At 68.2% G+C, this 16,323-nt stretch carries 15 protein-coding genes; 10 read left to right on the top strand and 5 right to left on the bottom strand.

Features of this window, described 5'->3' with window-relative positions:
• Window positions 1-245: 245 nt before the first annotated feature.
• From ACTOWK_RS10935 to ACTOWK_RS10950, 4 genes are all read left to right on the top strand, one after another.
• The gene (locus tag ACTOWK_RS10935) at window positions 246-1,157 is read left to right on the top strand and encodes a CsgG/HfaB family protein (RefSeq protein WP_441330234.1); all 912 of its coding nucleotides are present in this window, start codon (window positions 246-248) and stop codon (window positions 1,155-1,157) included.
• Window positions 1,158-1,353: 196 nt separating this feature from the next.
• Complete coding sequence (locus ACTOWK_RS10940) at window positions 1,354-2,232, top strand: alpha/beta hydrolase (protein ID WP_441330198.1); 879 nt, start codon at window positions 1,354-1,356, stop codon at window positions 2,230-2,232.
• 30 nt (window positions 2,233-2,262) lie between these two features.
• Window positions 2,263-2,613: a VOC family protein gene (locus ACTOWK_RS10945; RefSeq protein WP_441330199.1), complete on the top strand. Its 351-nt coding sequence runs from the start codon at window positions 2,263-2,265 to the stop codon at window positions 2,611-2,613.
• Between the two features lie 112 nt (window positions 2,614-2,725).
• Complete coding sequence (locus ACTOWK_RS10950) at window positions 2,726-2,962, top strand: hypothetical protein (protein ID WP_441330200.1); 237 nt, start codon at window positions 2,726-2,728, stop codon at window positions 2,960-2,962.
• Between the two features lie 51 nt (window positions 2,963-3,013).
• Here ACTOWK_RS10950 and ACTOWK_RS10955 read toward each other — a convergent pair whose 3' ends face one another.
• A complete protein-coding gene (locus tag ACTOWK_RS10955; RefSeq protein ID WP_441330201.1) occupies window positions 3,014-4,438 on the bottom strand; it encodes an MATE family efflux transporter in 1,425 nt (474 codons plus the stop codon).
• 256 nt (window positions 4,439-4,694) lie between these two features.
• Here ACTOWK_RS10955 and ACTOWK_RS10960 point away from each other — a divergent pair, with 256 nt between their 5' ends.
• Window positions 4,695-5,138, top strand: coding sequence for an SRPBCC family protein (locus ACTOWK_RS10960; protein ID WP_441330202.1), 444 nt, complete (start codon window positions 4,695-4,697; stop codon window positions 5,136-5,138).
• Between the two features lie 68 nt (window positions 5,139-5,206).
• On the opposite strand, the gene hutU is transcribed toward ACTOWK_RS10960, so the two are convergent.
• Window positions 5,207-6,877 (bottom strand): urocanate hydratase, encoded by a 1,671-nt coding sequence (gene hutU / locus ACTOWK_RS10965; RefSeq protein WP_441330203.1) that lies wholly within the window; start codon window positions 6,875-6,877, stop codon window positions 5,207-5,209.
• A gap of 143 nt (window positions 6,878-7,020) precedes the next feature.
• On the opposite strand from hutU, the gene ACTOWK_RS10970 reads away from it, so the two are divergent.
• A complete protein-coding gene (locus ACTOWK_RS10970) occupies window positions 7,021-7,602 on the top strand; it encodes a TetR/AcrR family transcriptional regulator (RefSeq protein WP_441330204.1) in 582 nt (193 codons plus the stop codon).
• Between the two features lie 125 nt (window positions 7,603-7,727).
• Here the strand turns inward: ACTOWK_RS10970 and ACTOWK_RS10975 are convergent, their stop codons facing one another.
• On the bottom strand, window positions 7,728-8,066 hold the full coding sequence (locus ACTOWK_RS10975; protein WP_441330205.1) for a hypothetical protein: 339 nt from the start codon (window positions 8,064-8,066) through the stop codon (window positions 7,728-7,730).
• Window positions 8,067-8,184: 118 nt separating this feature from the next.
• A complete protein-coding gene (locus ACTOWK_RS10980; RefSeq protein WP_441330206.1) occupies window positions 8,185-8,745 on the bottom strand; it encodes a YybH family protein in 561 nt (186 codons plus the stop codon).
• Window positions 8,746-8,938: 193 nt separating this feature from the next.
• Here ACTOWK_RS10980 and ACTOWK_RS10985 point away from each other — a divergent pair, with 193 nt between their 5' ends.
• From ACTOWK_RS10985 to ACTOWK_RS10995, 3 genes are all read left to right on the top strand, one after another.
• The gene (locus ACTOWK_RS10985; RefSeq protein ID WP_441330207.1) at window positions 8,939-10,180 is read left to right on the top strand and encodes an alkaline phosphatase family protein; all 1,242 of its coding nucleotides are present in this window, start codon (window positions 8,939-8,941) and stop codon (window positions 10,178-10,180) included.
• 1,149 nt (window positions 10,181-11,329) lie between these two features.
• Window positions 11,330-12,904 carry an AlkA N-terminal domain-containing protein gene (locus tag ACTOWK_RS10990; protein ID WP_441330208.1) on the top strand — a complete coding sequence of 525 codons (1,575 nt, stop codon included), beginning with the start codon at window positions 11,330-11,332 and terminating at the stop codon, window positions 12,902-12,904.
• The gene (locus ACTOWK_RS10995; protein ID WP_441330235.1) at window positions 12,904-13,416 is read left to right on the top strand and encodes a methylated-DNA--[protein]-cysteine S-methyltransferase; all 513 of its coding nucleotides are present in this window, start codon (window positions 12,904-12,906) and stop codon (window positions 13,414-13,416) included. The genes ACTOWK_RS10990 and ACTOWK_RS10995 overlap by 1 nt, the downstream gene beginning before the upstream one ends.
• A 41-nt stretch (window positions 13,417-13,457) precedes the next feature.
• Here the strand turns inward: ACTOWK_RS10995 and ACTOWK_RS11000 are convergent, their stop codons facing one another.
• Complete coding sequence (locus ACTOWK_RS11000; protein WP_441330209.1) at window positions 13,458-14,738, bottom strand: formimidoylglutamate deiminase; 1,281 nt, start codon at window positions 14,736-14,738, stop codon at window positions 13,458-13,460.
• 107 nt (window positions 14,739-14,845) lie between these two features.
• Here ACTOWK_RS11000 and hutI point away from each other — a divergent pair, with 107 nt between their 5' ends.
• Window positions 14,846-16,099 (top strand): imidazolonepropionase, encoded by a 1,254-nt coding sequence (hutI, locus tag ACTOWK_RS11005; protein WP_441330210.1) that lies wholly within the window; start codon window positions 14,846-14,848, stop codon window positions 16,097-16,099.
• Window positions 16,100-16,323: the final 224 nt, after the last annotated feature.

Genomic DNA, 16,323 nt, shown 5'->3' on the forward strand with positions numbered 1-16,323 from the left:
GAAGCGGACGGCGATCACGTTATCATTGGCGGGCGAGTCTCCACTCGGGCGCGATCCATCGCGGCCGACTTCGTCTGGGGCCCCGGCGACCTCCCGCTGCACACAGCGCAGGCCGGGTGACGAACGGACTCCGTCAGGCGTCGCGATCATCGTGTCGCGGCAAACAGGAAAGCAGTATTAAGGAAGAAACGATGAAGACGGCAAGCAGGGGAATTCAAGCAGTGGCATGCGTGATCGGGTTGGGCATGGCGCTGAGCGCCGCACCGACCTGGGCGCAGAGAAAGAGCGCGCAGGATCTGCGTGCGGAAAAAATGAACCAGATTCCGACCTGCTCGAAGAACCTGGGCGCGATCTCGGTGATCGAACCGGAAGACGCGGTCAACTGGTGGAGCGGCCAGCAGCTGCCCGCACCGAGCAAGCTGATCAAGGTGTTCGTGCAGAAGTCGCGTTGCTTCACCCTGGTCGACCGCGGTGCGGGCATGGACATGGCCATGCGCGAACGCGAACTCGCCTCCAGCGGCCAGTTGCGCAACAAGTCCAACATCGGCAAGGGCCAGGTGCGCGCCGCCGACTACGTGTTGGTGCCCGACCTGATCTCCAAGAACAGCAACGCCGGCGGCAACGCCATCGGCGGCCTGCTCGGCGGCTTGATCGGCGGCAAGGCCGGCGCCATCGCGGGCAACCTCAACTTCAGCAAGAAGACCGCCGACGTGGTCCTGACCGTGACCGACGTGCGTTCGTCCGAGCAAGTCGCGATGGCCGAAGGCAGCGCCAAGAAGACCGACATCGGCTTCGGCGCCGGCGGCGCGTTGTTCGGCAGCAGCGGCCTCGGCGGCGCCGGCGTGTCCGGTTATGCCAACACCGAAGTCGGCCAGGTCATCACCATGGCCTACCTGCAGGCCTACACCAACCTGGTGACCGAACTCGGCGGCCTGTCGGGCAACCCGTCGGCATCGAACTCGCAGCAGGCGGTCACCGTGGTCAAGGCCGCGCGCCTGTTCGCCAACGCCTCCGGCAGCGGCAAGGTCGTGCGTCCGCTCGACCCGGGCATGATGCTCTACCCCACCGGCACCAAGCAGGGTGCGATGTGGGAAGTCGAAGACGAACTCGGCAACAAGGGCTGGGTCTCTTCACTGGCGCTGGAACTGTCGAAGTAAGCCGCGATACGTTCGCGTGCGCGAAGGCCGCCGGGAAACCGGCGGCCTTTTTCGTTGACGCGTCACTCGCCGCACCGCAGCTCCGGATCGGCCCACTTTCTTTCGGCCGGACAATCGGCGATACATGCGGGCCGGTGCGCAACGGCATCGTCCACCGCGGGCCGGCCAGGCAACGCACCGTCATCAGGGAGGAACCATGCAGCTCGTCCGCCGTCTGTGTTCGTTATGTCTCGCCGTCAGCCTGTCCGCCTGCACCTGGCACGTGCGCGAAGACAACATCGTGATCCCGCGTGCGGCGCCCTCGGCCGACCTGGCCGCGTTGCGCGCCCAGCTTCCGTCCTATCGCATCGAGGAGAACCGCATCGCCGCCGCCGACGGGGCGCAGCTGTATTCGCTGCGCGCCCTGCGCGGCGATGCGGTCGCCACGGTGCTGTACTTCGGCGGCAACGGCTACACCGTGGCCAAGCATGCCGCGACCAGCGCCAAGGCTTATGCCGAGGCGCCGGTCAACTTCGTCCTGGTCGATCACCGCGGCTACGGCGCCAGCAGCGGCACCGCCTCGCTCGAAGCCCTGCTGGCCGACGCGACCACGGTCTACGACAGCCTGCGCCGGGATCCCGAACTGGGCGCGATGCCACTGATCGTGCACGGCCATTCGCTGGGCAGCTTCATGGCCGGTCAAGTCGCCGCGGCGCGCCAATTGGACGGGTTGATCCTGGAAAGCTCGGTGACCAGCTTCGAAGACTGGGGCGCGTACATGCGCTCTCGGCAGAAGCTGTGGGCGCGCATCCTGGTGCGACGCGTCGCGCCGGCGGGCGCCTTGGCCGGCCAGGGCAACCGCCACGTCGTCGCCGCCCTGGACGAGCCGGTGCTGTTCGTCGCCGGCGAGAACGACACCGCAACGCCGCCACGCTTCGCCGAAGCCTTGTACCGGGCGACGCCGCCGCCCGAAGACCGCAAGCGGTTGCTGATCGTTCCGGCGCGCGATCATACGAACGCCGCCGATTCGCCGGAGTTCCGCCGCGCGCTGGACGCATTCCTCACCGAGCAAGTCCATCCGCGCCCGGCCGGCTGACGCCTCATTCTTATCCCTGCAGGAACCACCATGACCGCTTCCGACCGCAATCTGCGCCTGGACTACATCGAATTCACCGTCGCCGACATCGCCGCGTCCAAGGCCTTCTACGGCGCGGCCTTCGGCTGGACCTTCACCGACTACGGCCCGGACTACTGCGAGTTCGACGACGGCCGCATGAAAGGCGGCTTCAACACCCACGGCGCGCCGCGCCCGGGCGGCGCCTTGATCGTGCTGTACGCCGACGACCTCGCGCAGGCGCAAGACCGGGTCGAAGCCGCCGGCGCCAAGGTCGTCGCCAGCCACGAATTCCCCGGCGGCCGCCGCTTCCACTTCATCGACCCGGACGGCTACGAACTGGCGGTGTGGTCGGACCGCTGAGCCCGGGCGACCGTCGCGGCTGGACAATCGCGAGCGCTTCAGCCGGCGCTCAGTCCGCCGCCCCGACCAGCCTCTATGCTCGGCACTTGGACCGCCGCTGAAGGAACAGTGCATGGCCTTGGATTTCCTGGGGGAATTCGTCCTCCGAGAGGTATTCGGAGCCGGCCTCGAGCTGGCATGGAAAGCGATGCGGACGGTGTCGTACTGGACCGGCTGGGTGCTGCTGTTTCCGATGTTGCGCACGCGGGCACCGAATCACCCCTTGTTCGCCTGGGCCGGCGGCCTGGTCTGGCTGGCCTTGATCGCCGCCTTCGCAGCGGCGTATTGGTATCTCCATCTCGGCACTTGATCGCGCAGGCATCGGCCTGCGCGATCTTCCGCCGATGGCCGCATTCGCCCGCTACACCTGCGCCGATTTCCAACGCCCGCGCGTGAACAGCCACAGGGTGAACACGCCGACCGAGGTCTCGGAGACGAACACGCCCCAGAACACGCCCAAGTGCTGCCAGTCCAGGGTGATCGCCAGCACGTAGGACAGCGGAATCTGGATCAGCCAGAAGAACACGACGTTGATCTTGGTCGGCGTCATCGTGTCGCCGGCGCCGTTGAAGGCCTGCACCGTCACCATCCACCAACCGTAAATGAAGAACGAGTAGGACAGGATGCGCAGCCATTCGGCGCCGATCGTGACGACCTGCGGATCGTCGGTGAAGAACGCGACCAACGGCCGCGGGAACAGGAAGAACAGCACCGACACCACGACCAGATAGGCCATGTTGTACCAGCCGATATGCCAGACCGAGGCCTCGGCGCGCTCCGGCTGGCCGGCGCCGAGGTTCTGGCCGACGAGGGTGGCGGCGGCATTGGACATGCCCCAGGCCGGCATCATCGTGAACATCATGATGCGGATGGCGATGGTCGCTCCGGCCACGGCCTCGCTGCCGATGCTGGCCAGGATGCGCATCAGGAAGATCCACGAGGTCATCGCCACGATCATCTGGCCGACGCCGCCGAGCGAGGTGCGCACGATGTTCCACAACATCGCGCCGCGCCATACGAACTGCGCCGCCGTGACCCGGATATGCTTGCCGCCGCGGAACAACACCCACAGTTGGAACAGCACGCCGATGCCGCGGCCGATGTTGGTGGCGATGGCCGCGCCCTCGATGCCGAGCGCCGGCACCGGCCCGAGGCCGAAGATCAGCAGCGGGCACAGCAGGATGTTGAGGCCGTTCGACAGCCACAGCACGCGCATCGCGATGGCCGCATCGCCGGCGCCGCGGAAGATCGCGTTGATCACGAACAACAGCATGATCACCGCGTTGCCACCGAGCATCCATTGGGTATAGCGATAGCCGTGCTCGATGCTCCAGGCGTCGGCGCCCATCAGCCGCAACAGGTCCTGGGCATAGAAGATGCCGGCCACCGACGGCGGCAACGACACCAGCACGGCGATGAAGATCGCCTGCACCGCGGTGATCGCCGCGTCCTCGCGCTTGCCCTCGCCGATGCGCCGCGCCACCACGGCGGTGACGGCCATCGCCAGGCCCATCGCCAGCGCATACAGAAGGAACAGATAACTCTCGGTCAGGCCCACCGTCGCCACCGCCGACGGCCCCAGCTTGGCGACGAAGAAAATGTCGACCACCGCGAAGGTCGATTCCAGCACCAGTTCCAGCACCATCGGCACCGCGAGCAGGAACACCGCGCGCCGCAAGGGGATCTTGGTGTAGTCCGCATCGGTGCCGCGGACGGCGTCGCGCAGGTCGCTCCAAAGCGTGTGCGGCGCGGGCTCGGCCAGGGCGGCTGTGGGTTCTTGACTCATCGCGTGCTCCTGTTGGGTCGCACCGACGGATGATAGGGCGAGCTGCCCGATGCGCCAGTGACAACAATACGACGAACGGCAGGACTACAGATCGACACAGCAGCAGGCTTCCCTCGCCGCCGCGCGATGCGCTACAACCTGAACCCGCGCGACGCCGCACCCGACCGCGTGCGCGACAATCCGATGCGGATGTCGATTCGCGCCCCTCGCGTTCGTCGGAGACAGTGAGGGCTTCACCTCGTTACGGAGATTACCCATGACCGGCACCGTCCGTTTGCACCGCGTGTTCACCGCCCCGCCCGAGCGCATCTACCGCGCTTTCCTCGATGCCGCCGCCTTGGCGAAATGGCTGCCGCCGGACGGCTTCACCTGCACCGTGCACGAGCTCGATGCGCGGGTCGGCGGCAAGTACCGCATGGCCTTCACCAATTTCTCCAGCGGCGGCAGCCACGCGTTCGGCGGCACCTATCTGGAACTGGTGCCGAACGAACGCATCGTCCACGACGACCGCTTCGACGACCCCAACCTGCCCGGCACCATGGTGACCACGATCACATTGCGCCCGGTGTCCTGCGGCACCGATGTGCAGGTCGTGCAGGAAGGCATCCCCGAGGTGATCCCCGCCGAGCAGTGTTACCTCGGCTGGCAGGAATCGCTGACTCTGTTGGAGCGGCTGGTCGAGCCGACGATTCCGGGTTGAGCCTCGTGCCGCCAACGAAAACGGCCCGCAAACCGGGCCGTTTTCTTCGAACCTGACCGACAAACCGATCAGAGCATCGGCAACTTCAGCCCACGTTCCTTCGCGCACTGCTGGGCGATCTCGTAGCCGGCATCGGCATGGCGCATGACGCCGGTGCCGGGGTCGTTCCACAGCACGCGGGCGATGCGTTGGTCGGCTTCCTTGCTGCCGTCGCAGACGATGACCACGCCGGAGTGCTGCGAATAGCCCATGCCGACGCCGCCGCCGTGATGCAGCGAGACCCAGGTCGCGCCGCCGGCGACGTTGAGCATGGCGTTGAGCAGGGGCCAATCGCTGACCGCGTCGCTGCCGTCGCGCATCGCCTCGGTCTCGCGGTTCGGCGAGGCCACCGAGCCGCTGTCGAGATGGTCGCGGCCGATCACCACCGGCGCCTTCAGCTCGCCGTTGCGCACCATCTCGTTGAAGGCCAGGCCGAGCTTGTCGCGCAGGCCCAGACCGACCCAGCAGATGCGCGCCGGCAGGCCCTGGAAGCTGATGCGCTCGCGCGCCATGTCGAGCCAGCGGTGCAGGTGCTCGTCGTCGGGAATCAATTCCTTGACCTTGGCGTCGGTCTTGTAGATGTCTTCGGGATCGCCGCTCAGCGCGACCCAGCGGAACGGGCCGACGCCGCGGCAGAACAGCGGCCGCACGTAGGCCGGCACGAAGCCGGGGAAATCGAAAGCGTTGCTGCAGCCTTCGTCCTGCGCCATCTGGCGGATGTTGTTGCCGTAGTCGAAGGTCGGAATGCCCTGCTGCTGGAACGCCAGCATCGCCTCGACGTGCACGCGCATCGACTTCTTGGCCGCGTCGCGCACGCCGTCGGGGTCGCTCTTCTGTTCGGCCAGCCAACGCTCGACTGTCCAGCCGATCGGCAGATAGCCGTGCACCGGATCGTGGGCGCTGGTCTGGTCGGTGACCGCGTCCGGGCGCACGCCGCGCCGCACCAGCTCGGGCAGGACTTCGGCGGCGTTGCCGAGCAAGGCGATCGACTTGGCTTCGCCGGCCGCGGTGTACTTGGCGATGCGCGCGAGCGCGTCGTCGAGGTCGCTCGCCTGCTCGTCGACGTAGCGCGTACGCAGGCGCATGTCGATGCTGCTCTGCTTGCATTCGATGTTGAGCGAACAGGCACCGGCCAGCGAGGCCGCCAGCGGCTGCGCGCCGCCCATGCCGCCGAGGCCTGCGGTGAGAATCCACTTGCCGACCAGGCTGCCGCCGTAGTGCTGGCGGCCCATCTCGACGAAGGTCTCGTAAGTACCCTGGACGATGCCCTGCGAGCCGATGTAGATCCAGCTGCCGGCGGTCATCTGGCCGTACATGATCAGGCCTTTCTTATCGAGCTCGTTGAAGTGCTCCCAGGTCGCCCAATGCGGCACCAAGTTGGAATTGGCCAACAGCACGCGCGGCGCGTCGGCATGGGTGCGGAAGATGCCGACCGGCTTGCCCGACTGGATCAGCAGGGTTTCGGTGTCCTCGAGTTCGCGCAGCGACTTGAGGATCGCATCGAAGGAGGGCCAATCGCGCGCGGCGCGGCCGATGCCGCCGTAGACCACCAGCTCGGCCGGGTTCTCGGCCACGTCCGGGTCCAGGTTGTTCTGGATCATGCGAAACGCGGCTTCGCTGAGCCAGGACTTGCAACTCTTCTCGCTGCCGCGCGGGGCGCGGACGACGCGGCTGGGATCGTTGCGGGTGGCTGCGGACATGGCGATTCCGATCGGCTGGGGAGACTGGAATTATCGCGCCGCACTCTCGGCCCCAGCCAGCGCCGCCACCGCCGCCAGCCGCCGGCAAGCGCCTATTTCGGTCCGATTTGTCGTATCGGCGGGAAAATGTATACGCTGTATACATGAGCACGCCCGCCACCGCCGAGCGCATCCTGCGCGCCGCCCGCGCCTTGTTCGAGCGCGGCGGCGTCGACGCGGTGACCATGCGCGCCGTCGCCACGGCGGTCGGCATCACGCCGATGGCGATCTATCGCCACTTCGCGAACCGCGAGGCCCTGCTCCAGCGCATCAGCGACGACAGCTTCCACGAGATCGCCCGTCACTGGAGTGCGCGCAACGACGGCAGCGACGTGATCGCGCGCCTGCTCGCGGTGCAACGCATCTACCTCGACTACGCCCTGGCCCATCCGCATCTGTTCGACCATGCGTTCTCGATGCGGCGCGAACATGCGCGGCGCTTCCCGGAAGATTTCCGTGCGCGCCGCTCGCCGACCTTGAACGTGGTCGCCGACGTGGTGCTCGAAGCGCAGCAGGCCGGCCGCTTGCGCGCGGGCGACGCCTGGGACATCGCCATGAGCTTGTGGGCGCATACCCATGGCTTGATCGCGCTGTATCGCGCCGGCCGCTTCAGCTACGACGAACGCGAGTTCCGCCGCTTCTACGAAGCCTCGCTGCAGCGGTTGCTCGACGGCATCGGCGCCTGACCGGCGCCTACGGAAAGGCGCCGTGCGAGCCCCGGCTTCGCGCACAAAAAAGCCCGGCACGAATGCCGGGCTTCAGGACGGCCCGGACTCTCGCCCGGACCGGAACCGATACGCGCCGGGCTCGCTCAGTACAGACGCGGATCGAGCTTGCGCAGCGCATCGCCGACGTCGACTTCGCCGGTGCGGTCGAGGTCGTCGCGGCTGTAGCTGCGGCCGGCGCCGGCGAGGCAGCCGTCCTTGTTGCGCGGCTGCAGGCGCGAGCCGGTGTGACGCAGGCAATTCGGATCGTGTTTGCGCTGTTCGGTCTTCGTCGCGAGCCGCGCATCGGCCCGGGCATCGACGTCGGCGACGGCGGGGACCGCAACCTTCGCGTCGACCTGGGCATCGACTTGCGCGGCGGTGGTTTGCGCGGACGCTGCGAACGCGAAAGCGCTCAGCAGCGCAGCGAACATCAAACGTTTCATGAGGTGCCTCCTGTGAACGGGCACGGGCTTCGATACGAGCTTCGATCAATGTGCCTAGCCACGATACGCCTCCGCCGCGGCGCCGGGACCCGCATCGGCACCGCCGTTTAGGCGCGTGTCAGCCTCGCGGACAGGCCTCGCGGCGGCCGTTCTGGAACGCCATCGCCTCGGCCTCGGTGGCCGGCCGTGGGGTCAGGCCGTCGTCGAACAGCACCCGCCATACCCCATCCTGGCCGCGGTGCCAAACCGACTGATAAGCACCGATCAAATAACGCGGCTCGGCGCCGGGTTCGAGCTTCTGGTACAGCGCCGGTCCGGTCGACCAGGCGACATCGCGCGCGCCGCCGATCGTGACCCGGGCCGGGTACCAGCGCAGGCGCAGGGCCTTGCCCTCGATCAGGCCGGCCCAGCGCTTGGCGATCTCGTCGCGGCCGCGGGTCGGTTGCGGGCTGCCCGAACCGAACGCGGCCTGCTCGTGCAAATGCGCGGCGAAGGCCTTGGCGTCGTGCCCGGCGATCGATGCGGCGAAACTGAGTTCGCGCGCCCACACCGCGCATTCCTCGTCGCTGAGCGGCGCCACCGGCAGCGGCTTCGGCGGCGTCTGCGCGGCGGCTGCCGTCGCGGTCAACGACAAGCTCAAGGACAGGGACAAGCGGGCGGCGCGGACGACAGGGCGCATGGCGGCGACTCGGTGGCGGGCTGGCTTCACTATCGGCCCGCCGCAGCCGACCCGCCAGCGACGGAAGTCATGCCGAGAAGCCGTGACGCAAGATCATGCTGAAAAACCATGCCGACCCCGGCCGCTCGCCGCTCGGTCGCCGGCGCCGCCGGCCTGACATCGGCCGGCAACCGGCTGCCGCTATGATGTCGCGATGCGTTCGATTCTTTCCGCAGCTGCGTCCGCCCTGCTCATCCTCGTCCTCGCCGCCTGCGCTGCGCCGACCCGCGTAGCCCCGCCGGCCGACACGCCTCTGCTGCTGATCTCGATCGACGGTTTCCGCGCGAGCTACTTCGAGCTCGGCCTGACCCCGAACATCGAACGCTTCGCTCGCGACGGCGTGCGCGCGCAATGGATGACCCCGTCGTATCCGTCGCTGACCTTCCCGAACCACTACACCCTGGTCACCGGCCTGCGTCCGGATCATCACGGCGTGGTCCACAACAGCATGAGCGACGAGTCGCTCGGGCGCTTCAAGATCTCCGACCGCGACGCCGTCGGCGAGATGCGCTGGTGGAACGGCGGCGAACCGATCTGGATCGGCGCTCAGAAAGCCGGCCTGCGCAGCGCCACCCTGTTCTGGCCCGGCAGCGAAGCGCCGATTCACGGCCTGCGCCCGGACCGCTGGCGCCCGTTCGACGCCGCCGTCGGCGAAAACGCCCGCGTCGACGAAGTGCTGGGCTGGCTCGGCGAGCCCGCTTCGACGCGCCCGCACGTGGCGACCCTGTACTTCGACGCCCTCGACCACGAAGGCCACGACCACGGCCCGGATTCGCCGCAAGTGCGCGAAGCCCTGAGCCGCATCGACGCCGCCATCGGCCGCCTGCTCGACGGTCTGGCCGCACGCAAGCAACTCGATCGCACCAACATCGTCCTGGTGTCCGACCACGGCATGGCCGAAGTCGCCCCCGGCCACCGCATCGCGGTCGAAGACATGGTCACCCCGGAACAAGCCGTGGTGACTTCGCTCGGCCAATCGATCGGCATCGTCCCGAACCGCGGTCACGAAGCCGAGGTCGAGCAACGCCTGCTCGGCCCGCATGTGTCCTACGACTGCTGGCGCAAGACCGAATTGCCGGCGCAGTGGCACTACGGCACTCACCCGCGGGTACCGCCGATCGTTTGCCAGATGCACGAAGGCTGGGATGCGATCGAACGCGAAAAACTGCCCAAGGACGGACTCGGGCAAACGCGAGGCTCGCACGGTTTCGACCCCGCCCTGCCCTCGATGCGAGCGATCTTCGTCGCCCGCGGGCCCGCCTTCAAACCCGGCGCGACGATTCCGGCGATCGACAACGTCGACGTCTACCCGCTGCTGGCCCGCCTGATCGGCATCCCCGCTGCGCACAACGACGGCGACATCGAGCCCCTGCTACCGGCGTTGCGGGATCCCTGAGCGCGAGCGCGGCGCGGACCGACACGCAGCCGCAGCGCACCGAGCCGACAGCGCCTCTGCGGGGTCGCGGCTTACGCTGCTCCTACAACGGCGACAGACGGCAGCGCCGCGAGATCGAAGCCTCGCCGTCGCGGCTCGCGCCGCTCCTACCCCGAAGCCGAGCCTTCGACGGTTGCCGTTGCCGTGATTTGGATCTGTTTTTCCGCTTTGCTTGTCGCTTTGCTCTGCCGCTTTTCCGGTCAACTGAAGACCCGTAGGGCGGCCCGCATGGATGCGGGCCGTGCGTAAGCAGGCCATGGATGGCCTGTCTGGAGCATCCCTGCGTCGGCTTCGATCGTGCGGGCTTGTGCCCTTGCAGGGAAGGCCTTTTCTTTGGTTAGCTTTGACCGAAGGAACTCCCTGTGGGACTTTTGGGCCAGCAAAAGAAAGTAACCCGGCCGCGTCAGCGGACGGAAGCTCTGCTCTTGCTCGAAAGCTGCGCCGGAGGCCGCCAGGACGATGTCGCGACTTGCGTCGCTCCTACCCTAGAAGCGGCGACCACGACGCCTCAACCTCGCGGCACTCCCGGCTGGAGCCAGGGTAGGAGCGGCGCAAGCCGCGACATCGTTGTTGCGGTCTCGCTTCGGATCGACCTAGCAAGATCAGGATCAGGATCAAACGCTAAAAGCTTCCGCCACTAAAGCGGCGGGTTACTTTCTTTTGTCTAAAGCAACAAAAGAAAGGTAACCAAAGAAGTTGCTTCTCTTTGAGTCAAGGGCCCGCACGCTCGGTGCATCCGCGGGGCTTTTTCATACGGGACATCCCTGTCCCGATGAAAAACGGCCTGCATCCATGCAGGCCGCCCTCCGGGTCTTCGATGGCCTTCGCGAGTGCTCAGCTACGCACAGCAATAGCAACAGCCAAGGGCAGAACCAAGGCCAGAGCCAGAGCCAGAGCCAGAGCTAGAGCTAGAGCCAGCACGGCGGCATCGAACAACCGGCCGCATCAGCTTGAAGCCCCGCGGTCGCCGCTCGCGCCGCGCCTACCCCTCAAGCCACGCCAACTACCGATCAACCCCGCATACCGACCCCACAAGGCAAGAACACCCCCTCCAGTATTGATGTCCGAATCCGGCGAGTCCCGCCCCCTCGCCGGTGCTAGCCTTGCTCCATGGACGCCCCCATCACCCCCGCCCCAACCGCCTCGCTGCCGCATTGGCGGGTCTGCGAACAGGCTCGTTTCAGCCGCGATCCGCGCTTCGACGGCCTGTTCTTCACCGCGGTGACCAGCACCGGCATCTATTGCCGGCCGGTCTGCCCGGCGCCCGCAGCCAAGCGCGAGAACGTGGTCTATTACGGCCATGCCGCGGCCGCGGAAGCCGCCGGTTTCCGGCCCTGTCTGCGCTGCCGCCCGGAACTGTCGCCGGGCGAAGGCGCGTGGCGGCGCGGCGATGCCGCGGTGGCGCGCGCGCTCAAGCTGATCGACGAAGGCCTGCTGGCCGATCAACCGCTGGCGGCCCTGGCCGAACGCGTCGGCGTCGGCGAACGCCAGCTGCGGCGCTTGTTCGTCGAACGCCTCGGCGCACCGCCGATCGGCGTGCACGGCACGCGGCGGCTGTTGTTCGCCAAGCAACTGTTGACCGAAACCCGTCTGCCGATCACCGAGGTCGCGATGGCCGCCGGTTTCGGCAGCCTGCGCCGTTTCAACACCACCTTCCGCGAGGCCTACCGGATGGCGCCACGCGATCTGCGCCGGCGCCCCAACGAAAGCCCCGACGGCGACGGCGATTGCCTGACCCTGCGCCTGGGCTATCGCCCGCCCTACGATTTCGCGGCGATGCTCGACTTCCTGCGCGGCCGCGCCCTGCCCGGCGTCGAAACGGTCGATGCGCTCAGCTATAGCCGAGTGATCGGCCCGATCGATGCGCCCGGCTGGCTGCGCGTCAGCGCCTGGCCCGGCGGCGAGCATGCGCTGAAACTCGAACTGCGCGGGCCGAAACCGGCGCGCCTGCTCGAGATCACCAACCGCCTGCGCCGCATGTTCGATCTCGACGCCGATCCGAACGCGATCGCCGCGGCGCTGTCGGTCGATCCGCGCCTGAAGGTCTTGCTCGCGAAACGCCCGGGCCTGCGCCTGCCGAGCGGTTGGGACGGTTTCGAGATTTCGGTGCGCGCGATCCTCGGCCAACAAGTCAGCGTCGCCGCTGCACGCACTTTGGCGACGCGGCTCGCGCAGCGCTTCGGCGAGACCTTGCCCCAGCCCTTCGCCGCCGGCCTCGAACATCTGTTCCCGACGCCGGAAGCCCTGGCCGATGCCGACCTCACCCAGATCGGCCTGACCCGCGCCCGCGCCGATACCGTGCGCACGGTCGCGCGCGCGCTGCTCGACGGCCGGGTCGATTTCCGCGCCGAGCGCACTCTCGACGATTTCGTCGCGCGCTGGGTCGCCCTGCCCGGCATCGGCCCATGGACCGCGCACTACGTCGCGATGCGCGCGCTCGGCCACCCCGATGCGTTTCCGGCCGACGACCTGGTGCTGCAGAAAGCCGTGCCCGAAGACGGCGTGCGAATGACCGCGAAGGCACTCAACGCGCGCGCCGAAGCCTGGCGCCCGTGGCGGGCCTATGCGGTGATTCACGTCTGGCGCGACAGCATGCCGGTGCCGATCGGCAAAACCGCCGGCGACACCCCCCAGGCCGCTGCGGCACCCGCACGCGCCGCGAAGAAACCCCGGAAAGCCGCATGATTACGTTCCAACACATCGACAGCCCGGTCGGCCAGCTGCTGCTCGCCAGCGCCGACGACGGCCTGCGAGTGATCGAGTTCGAAGCGCCCTGGCATCCGGTCAAGCGCGGCGCGGATTGGCACGAGGGCGACAACGGCGTGCTGCTCGAAACGCGCAGGCAATTGGGCGAATACTTCGCCGGCACGCGCCAGGCGTTCGATCTGCCGCTGGCGCCGCACGGCACGCCGTTCCAGTTGCAGGTGTGGCGCACCTTGATGCAGATCCGCTGGGGCGAGACCTGGAGCTATGCGCAGATGGCCCGGCATATCGGCCAGCCGACCGCGACGCGCGCGGTCGGTGCGGCCAACGGCCGCAATCCGCTGCCGATCGTGCTGCCCTGCCATCGCGTGATCGGCTCCGACGGCAGCCTGACCGGTTTCGGCGGCGGCTTGCCGACCAAGGAATTCCTGCTCACCCTCGAAGGCGTGCTGCCGCGGCGGGTGCCGATCGACGACCTGTTCGCGCCGGCTTGAGCGCGAGTCGCGGCCGCGCGCGATAACTCACGCGCGGCGCGTCAATCCGCGAGCAAGGCCCGCAAAGTCCGTCCGTAACGCGCGGCAACCGCGTCGCGATCGCGATGGCGACCTTCGGCGACGAGCTGGCGACCGCCGACATGGACCTCGCGCACCAGGTTGCGGTTGCCGCTGAACAACCAACGGTCGATGTAGTCCTCGTCGGTCGCGCCGGCGAAAGCTGGGGCGTCGCTATCCAAGGTGAGGAAATCCCCGGCCAGGCTGATCGCATCAAAGCCGGTCGAACGCTCGGCGCTCGCGTCCACGCCGCGCAGCAAGGTCTCGCCGACGCTGGTCGAATGGGTGCCGACCGCGATGTTGCGGCGGCGCGTGATCAGGCGCTGGCCGTATTCGAGCCAGCGCAGTTCCTCGACCGGCGACACCGAGATATGCGAGTCCGACCCCACGCCCCAGGCGCCGCCGGCGTCGAGGTAATCGCGCAGCGGGAACAGGCCGTCGCCGAGATTGGCCTCGGTGGTGGTGCAGATCGCCACGGTCGCGCCGCTGTCGGCGATGCCCTGCACTTCGCCGGCATCGAGATGGGTCGCGTGCACCAGGGTCCAGCGTTCGTCGACGTCGGCATGATCGAGCAGCCAGCGCACCGGCCGCGCCTTGCGGATCGCCAGGCAATCCTCGACTTCGGCGACCTGCTCGGCGATGTGCACGTGCACGCGGCTGTCGTCCGGCAGCGCCGCCAGCACCTCGCGCATCGGCGCCGGCGGCACCGCGCGCAGGCTGTGCAGGCAGCAGCCGACTTTCAGCAGCTCATCGGACTCGGTACGCAAGCTGTCGAGCAAGCGCAGGTAGGCATCCACTTCATGGCCGAAACGGCGCTGGCGCTCGCCGAGCGGGCGTTCGTCGAACCCGCCGGTCATGTACAGCACCGGCAGCAGGGTCATGCGGATGCCGGTCTCGCGCGCGGCCTCGATCAGGGCGCGCGACATCGCCGCCGGGTCGGCATAGGGCCGGCCGTCGGGGGCGTGATGCAGGTAGTGGAACTCACAGACCGTGGTATAGCCGGCTTCGAGCATCTCCACATAGAGCTGGCTGGCGACCGCATGCAGCGACTCCGGGGTGAAGCGCCCGGCGAAGCGGTACATGGTCTCGCGCCAGGTCCAGAAGCTGTCCTTGGGGTCGCTCTGGCGCTCGGCCATGCCGGCCATCGCGCGCTGGAAGGCGTGCGAATGCAGGTTGGCGATGCCCGGCACGATGCGTTCGATGATGGTGTCGTCGCGGCGCCAGCCGGCGGGGGTCCAGAGAGCGGCTTGGTCTGAGGTCGTCATGCTTGCATTCTCGCCTGCGCGGGCGCGCGATGCGACCGTCGCGGCGCAGCGGCTGGAATCGGCCAAGTAGAACCGGCCGAGTAGAATCGCCCATGTAGAATCGGCCCATGAGCACCGCATCCCACCCCGCAGGCGGCGGCCGCTACGACGGCCTGATCGTCGGCGCCTCGCTGGCCACCCTCGACGCCGCCCAAGGCTACGGCGAGATCGCCGACGCCGCCCTGGCCTGGCGCGACGGCCGCATCGCCCATGTCGGGCCGCGCAGCGCGCTCGGCGCCGACCCGGCGAGCCTGGCGGCCACGGTGATCGAGGCCGACGGCTGGATCACCCCGGGCCTGGTCGACTGCCACACCCACCTGGTTTTCGCCGGCGACCGCGCGCGCGAGTTCGAGCAGCGCCTGCAGGGCGCGAGCTACGAAGAAATCGCCCGCGCCGGCGGCGGCATCGTCTCCAGCGTGCGCGCGACCCGCGCCGCCGACGAAGCCGAGTTGCTGCGCCAGTCGCTGCCGCGCGCCCGCGCCCTGCTCGCCGACGGCGCCACCACTGTGGAGATCAAGTCCGGCTACGGCCTGGACTTCGACAACGAACGCAAGATGCTGCGGGTCGCGCGCGCAGTCGGCGACGCCCTCGGCGTCGAAGTGCGCGCGACCTATCTGGCCGCGCATGCGCTGCCGCCGGAGTACGCCGGGCGCGCCGACGATTACATCGACGCGGTCTGCGCGTGGATGCCGCGTCTGCATGCCGAAGGCCTGATCGACGCGGTCGACGCGTTCTGCGAAGGCATCGGCTTCAGCCCCGAGCAGACCCGCCGCGTGTTCGAGGCCGCGCGCTCGCTCGGCCTGTCGGTCAAGCTGCACGCCGACCAGCTCAGCGATCTCGGCGGCGCCGCCCTGGCCGCGAGTTTCGATGGTTTGTCGGCCGATCATGTCGAACACGCCTCGCTCGACAGCGTGCGCGCGATGGCTGCGCACGGCACGGTCGCGGTGCTGCTGCCCGGCGCGTTTCATGTATTGCGCGAAACCAAGCTGCCGCCGCTGGACGCCTTCCGCGAACATGGCGTGGCGATGGCGGTGGCGACCGACTGCAACCCCGGCACCTCGCCCTTGCTGTCGATGCGCCAGGCCATGCAGCTGTCGTGCACGCATTTCCGCCTGACCCCGGAGGAAGCCTTGCGCGGCGCGACCGTGCATGCGGCGCGCGCACTCGGCCTGGCGGATCGCGGCGTGCTGCGGGTCGGCGCGCGCGCCGATTTCGTGCAATGGCGCATCGGCCATCCCTCGGAGCTGTGCTACTGGCTCGACGGCGATCTGGCGCAGCGGGTGTTCGCGGGTGGGCGATTGTTGGTCGATACGGTCGGCTAGGCTCGGCGCGATCGTTTTCGCCTGAACCCTTCGACGCAACGATCCGACAGAGAACGGTCGCGGCTTGCGCCGCCCCTACCCTTGCAAGCAGCGCTCTAGGTAAGCCCAATCAGGCACTGACGACTTGCGCATACGCTGCGCCGCCGCAAGGCAGCCGCGGCGCGCTGTTGTACGCTGGCGGCCCGATGCGGCGCCGCGCCGCCTTCGCTGTCAACCTGGAGGTA

Source organism: Lysobacter sp. CA196, assembly GCF_052078695.1.
In the GTDB taxonomy this organism is placed as follows: domain Bacteria; phylum Pseudomonadota; class Gammaproteobacteria; order Xanthomonadales; family Xanthomonadaceae; genus Lysobacter.

What these genes read in the sequence shown, in the direction of transcription:
- ACTOWK_RS10935 (WP_441330234.1), top strand. Translation starts at nt 246, where the DNA reads ATGGCGCTGAGCGCCGCACCGACCTGGGCGCAGAGAAAGAGCGCGCAG.
- ACTOWK_RS10940 (WP_441330198.1), top strand. Translation starts at nt 1,354, where the DNA reads ATGCAGCTCGTCCGCCGTCTGTGTTCGTTATGTCTCGCCGTCAGCCTG.
- ACTOWK_RS10945 (WP_441330199.1), top strand. Translation starts at nt 2,263, where the DNA reads ATGACCGCTTCCGACCGCAATCTGCGCCTGGACTACATCGAATTCACC.
- ACTOWK_RS10950 (WP_441330200.1), top strand. Translation starts at nt 2,726, where the DNA reads ATGGCCTTGGATTTCCTGGGGGAATTCGTCCTCCGAGAGGTATTCGGA.
- ACTOWK_RS10955 (WP_441330201.1), bottom strand. Translation starts at nt 4,438, where the DNA reads ATGAGTCAAGAACCCACAGCCGCCCTGGCCGAGCCCGCGCCGCACACG.
- ACTOWK_RS10960 (WP_441330202.1), top strand. Translation starts at nt 4,695, where the DNA reads ATGACCGGCACCGTCCGTTTGCACCGCGTGTTCACCGCCCCGCCCGAG.
- hutU (WP_441330203.1), bottom strand. Translation starts at nt 6,877, where the DNA reads ATGTCCGCAGCCACCCGCAACGATCCCAGCCGCGTCGTCCGCGCCCCG.
- ACTOWK_RS10970 (WP_441330204.1), top strand. Translation starts at nt 7,021, where the DNA reads ATGAGCACGCCCGCCACCGCCGAGCGCATCCTGCGCGCCGCCCGCGCC.
- ACTOWK_RS10975 (WP_441330205.1), bottom strand. Translation starts at nt 8,066, where the DNA reads ATGAAACGTTTGATGTTCGCTGCGCTGCTGAGCGCTTTCGCGTTCGCA.
- ACTOWK_RS10980 (WP_441330206.1), bottom strand. Translation starts at nt 8,745, where the DNA reads ATGCGCCCTGTCGTCCGCGCCGCCCGCTTGTCCCTGTCCTTGAGCTTG.
- ACTOWK_RS10985 (WP_441330207.1), top strand. Translation starts at nt 8,939, where the DNA reads ATGCGTTCGATTCTTTCCGCAGCTGCGTCCGCCCTGCTCATCCTCGTC.
- ACTOWK_RS10990 (WP_441330208.1), top strand. Translation starts at nt 11,330, where the DNA reads ATGGACGCCCCCATCACCCCCGCCCCAACCGCCTCGCTGCCGCATTGG.
- ACTOWK_RS11000 (WP_441330209.1), bottom strand. Translation starts at nt 14,738, where the DNA reads ATGACGACCTCAGACCAAGCCGCTCTCTGGACCCCCGCCGGCTGGCGC.
- hutI (WP_441330210.1), top strand. Translation starts at nt 14,846, where the DNA reads ATGAGCACCGCATCCCACCCCGCAGGCGGCGGCCGCTACGACGGCCTG.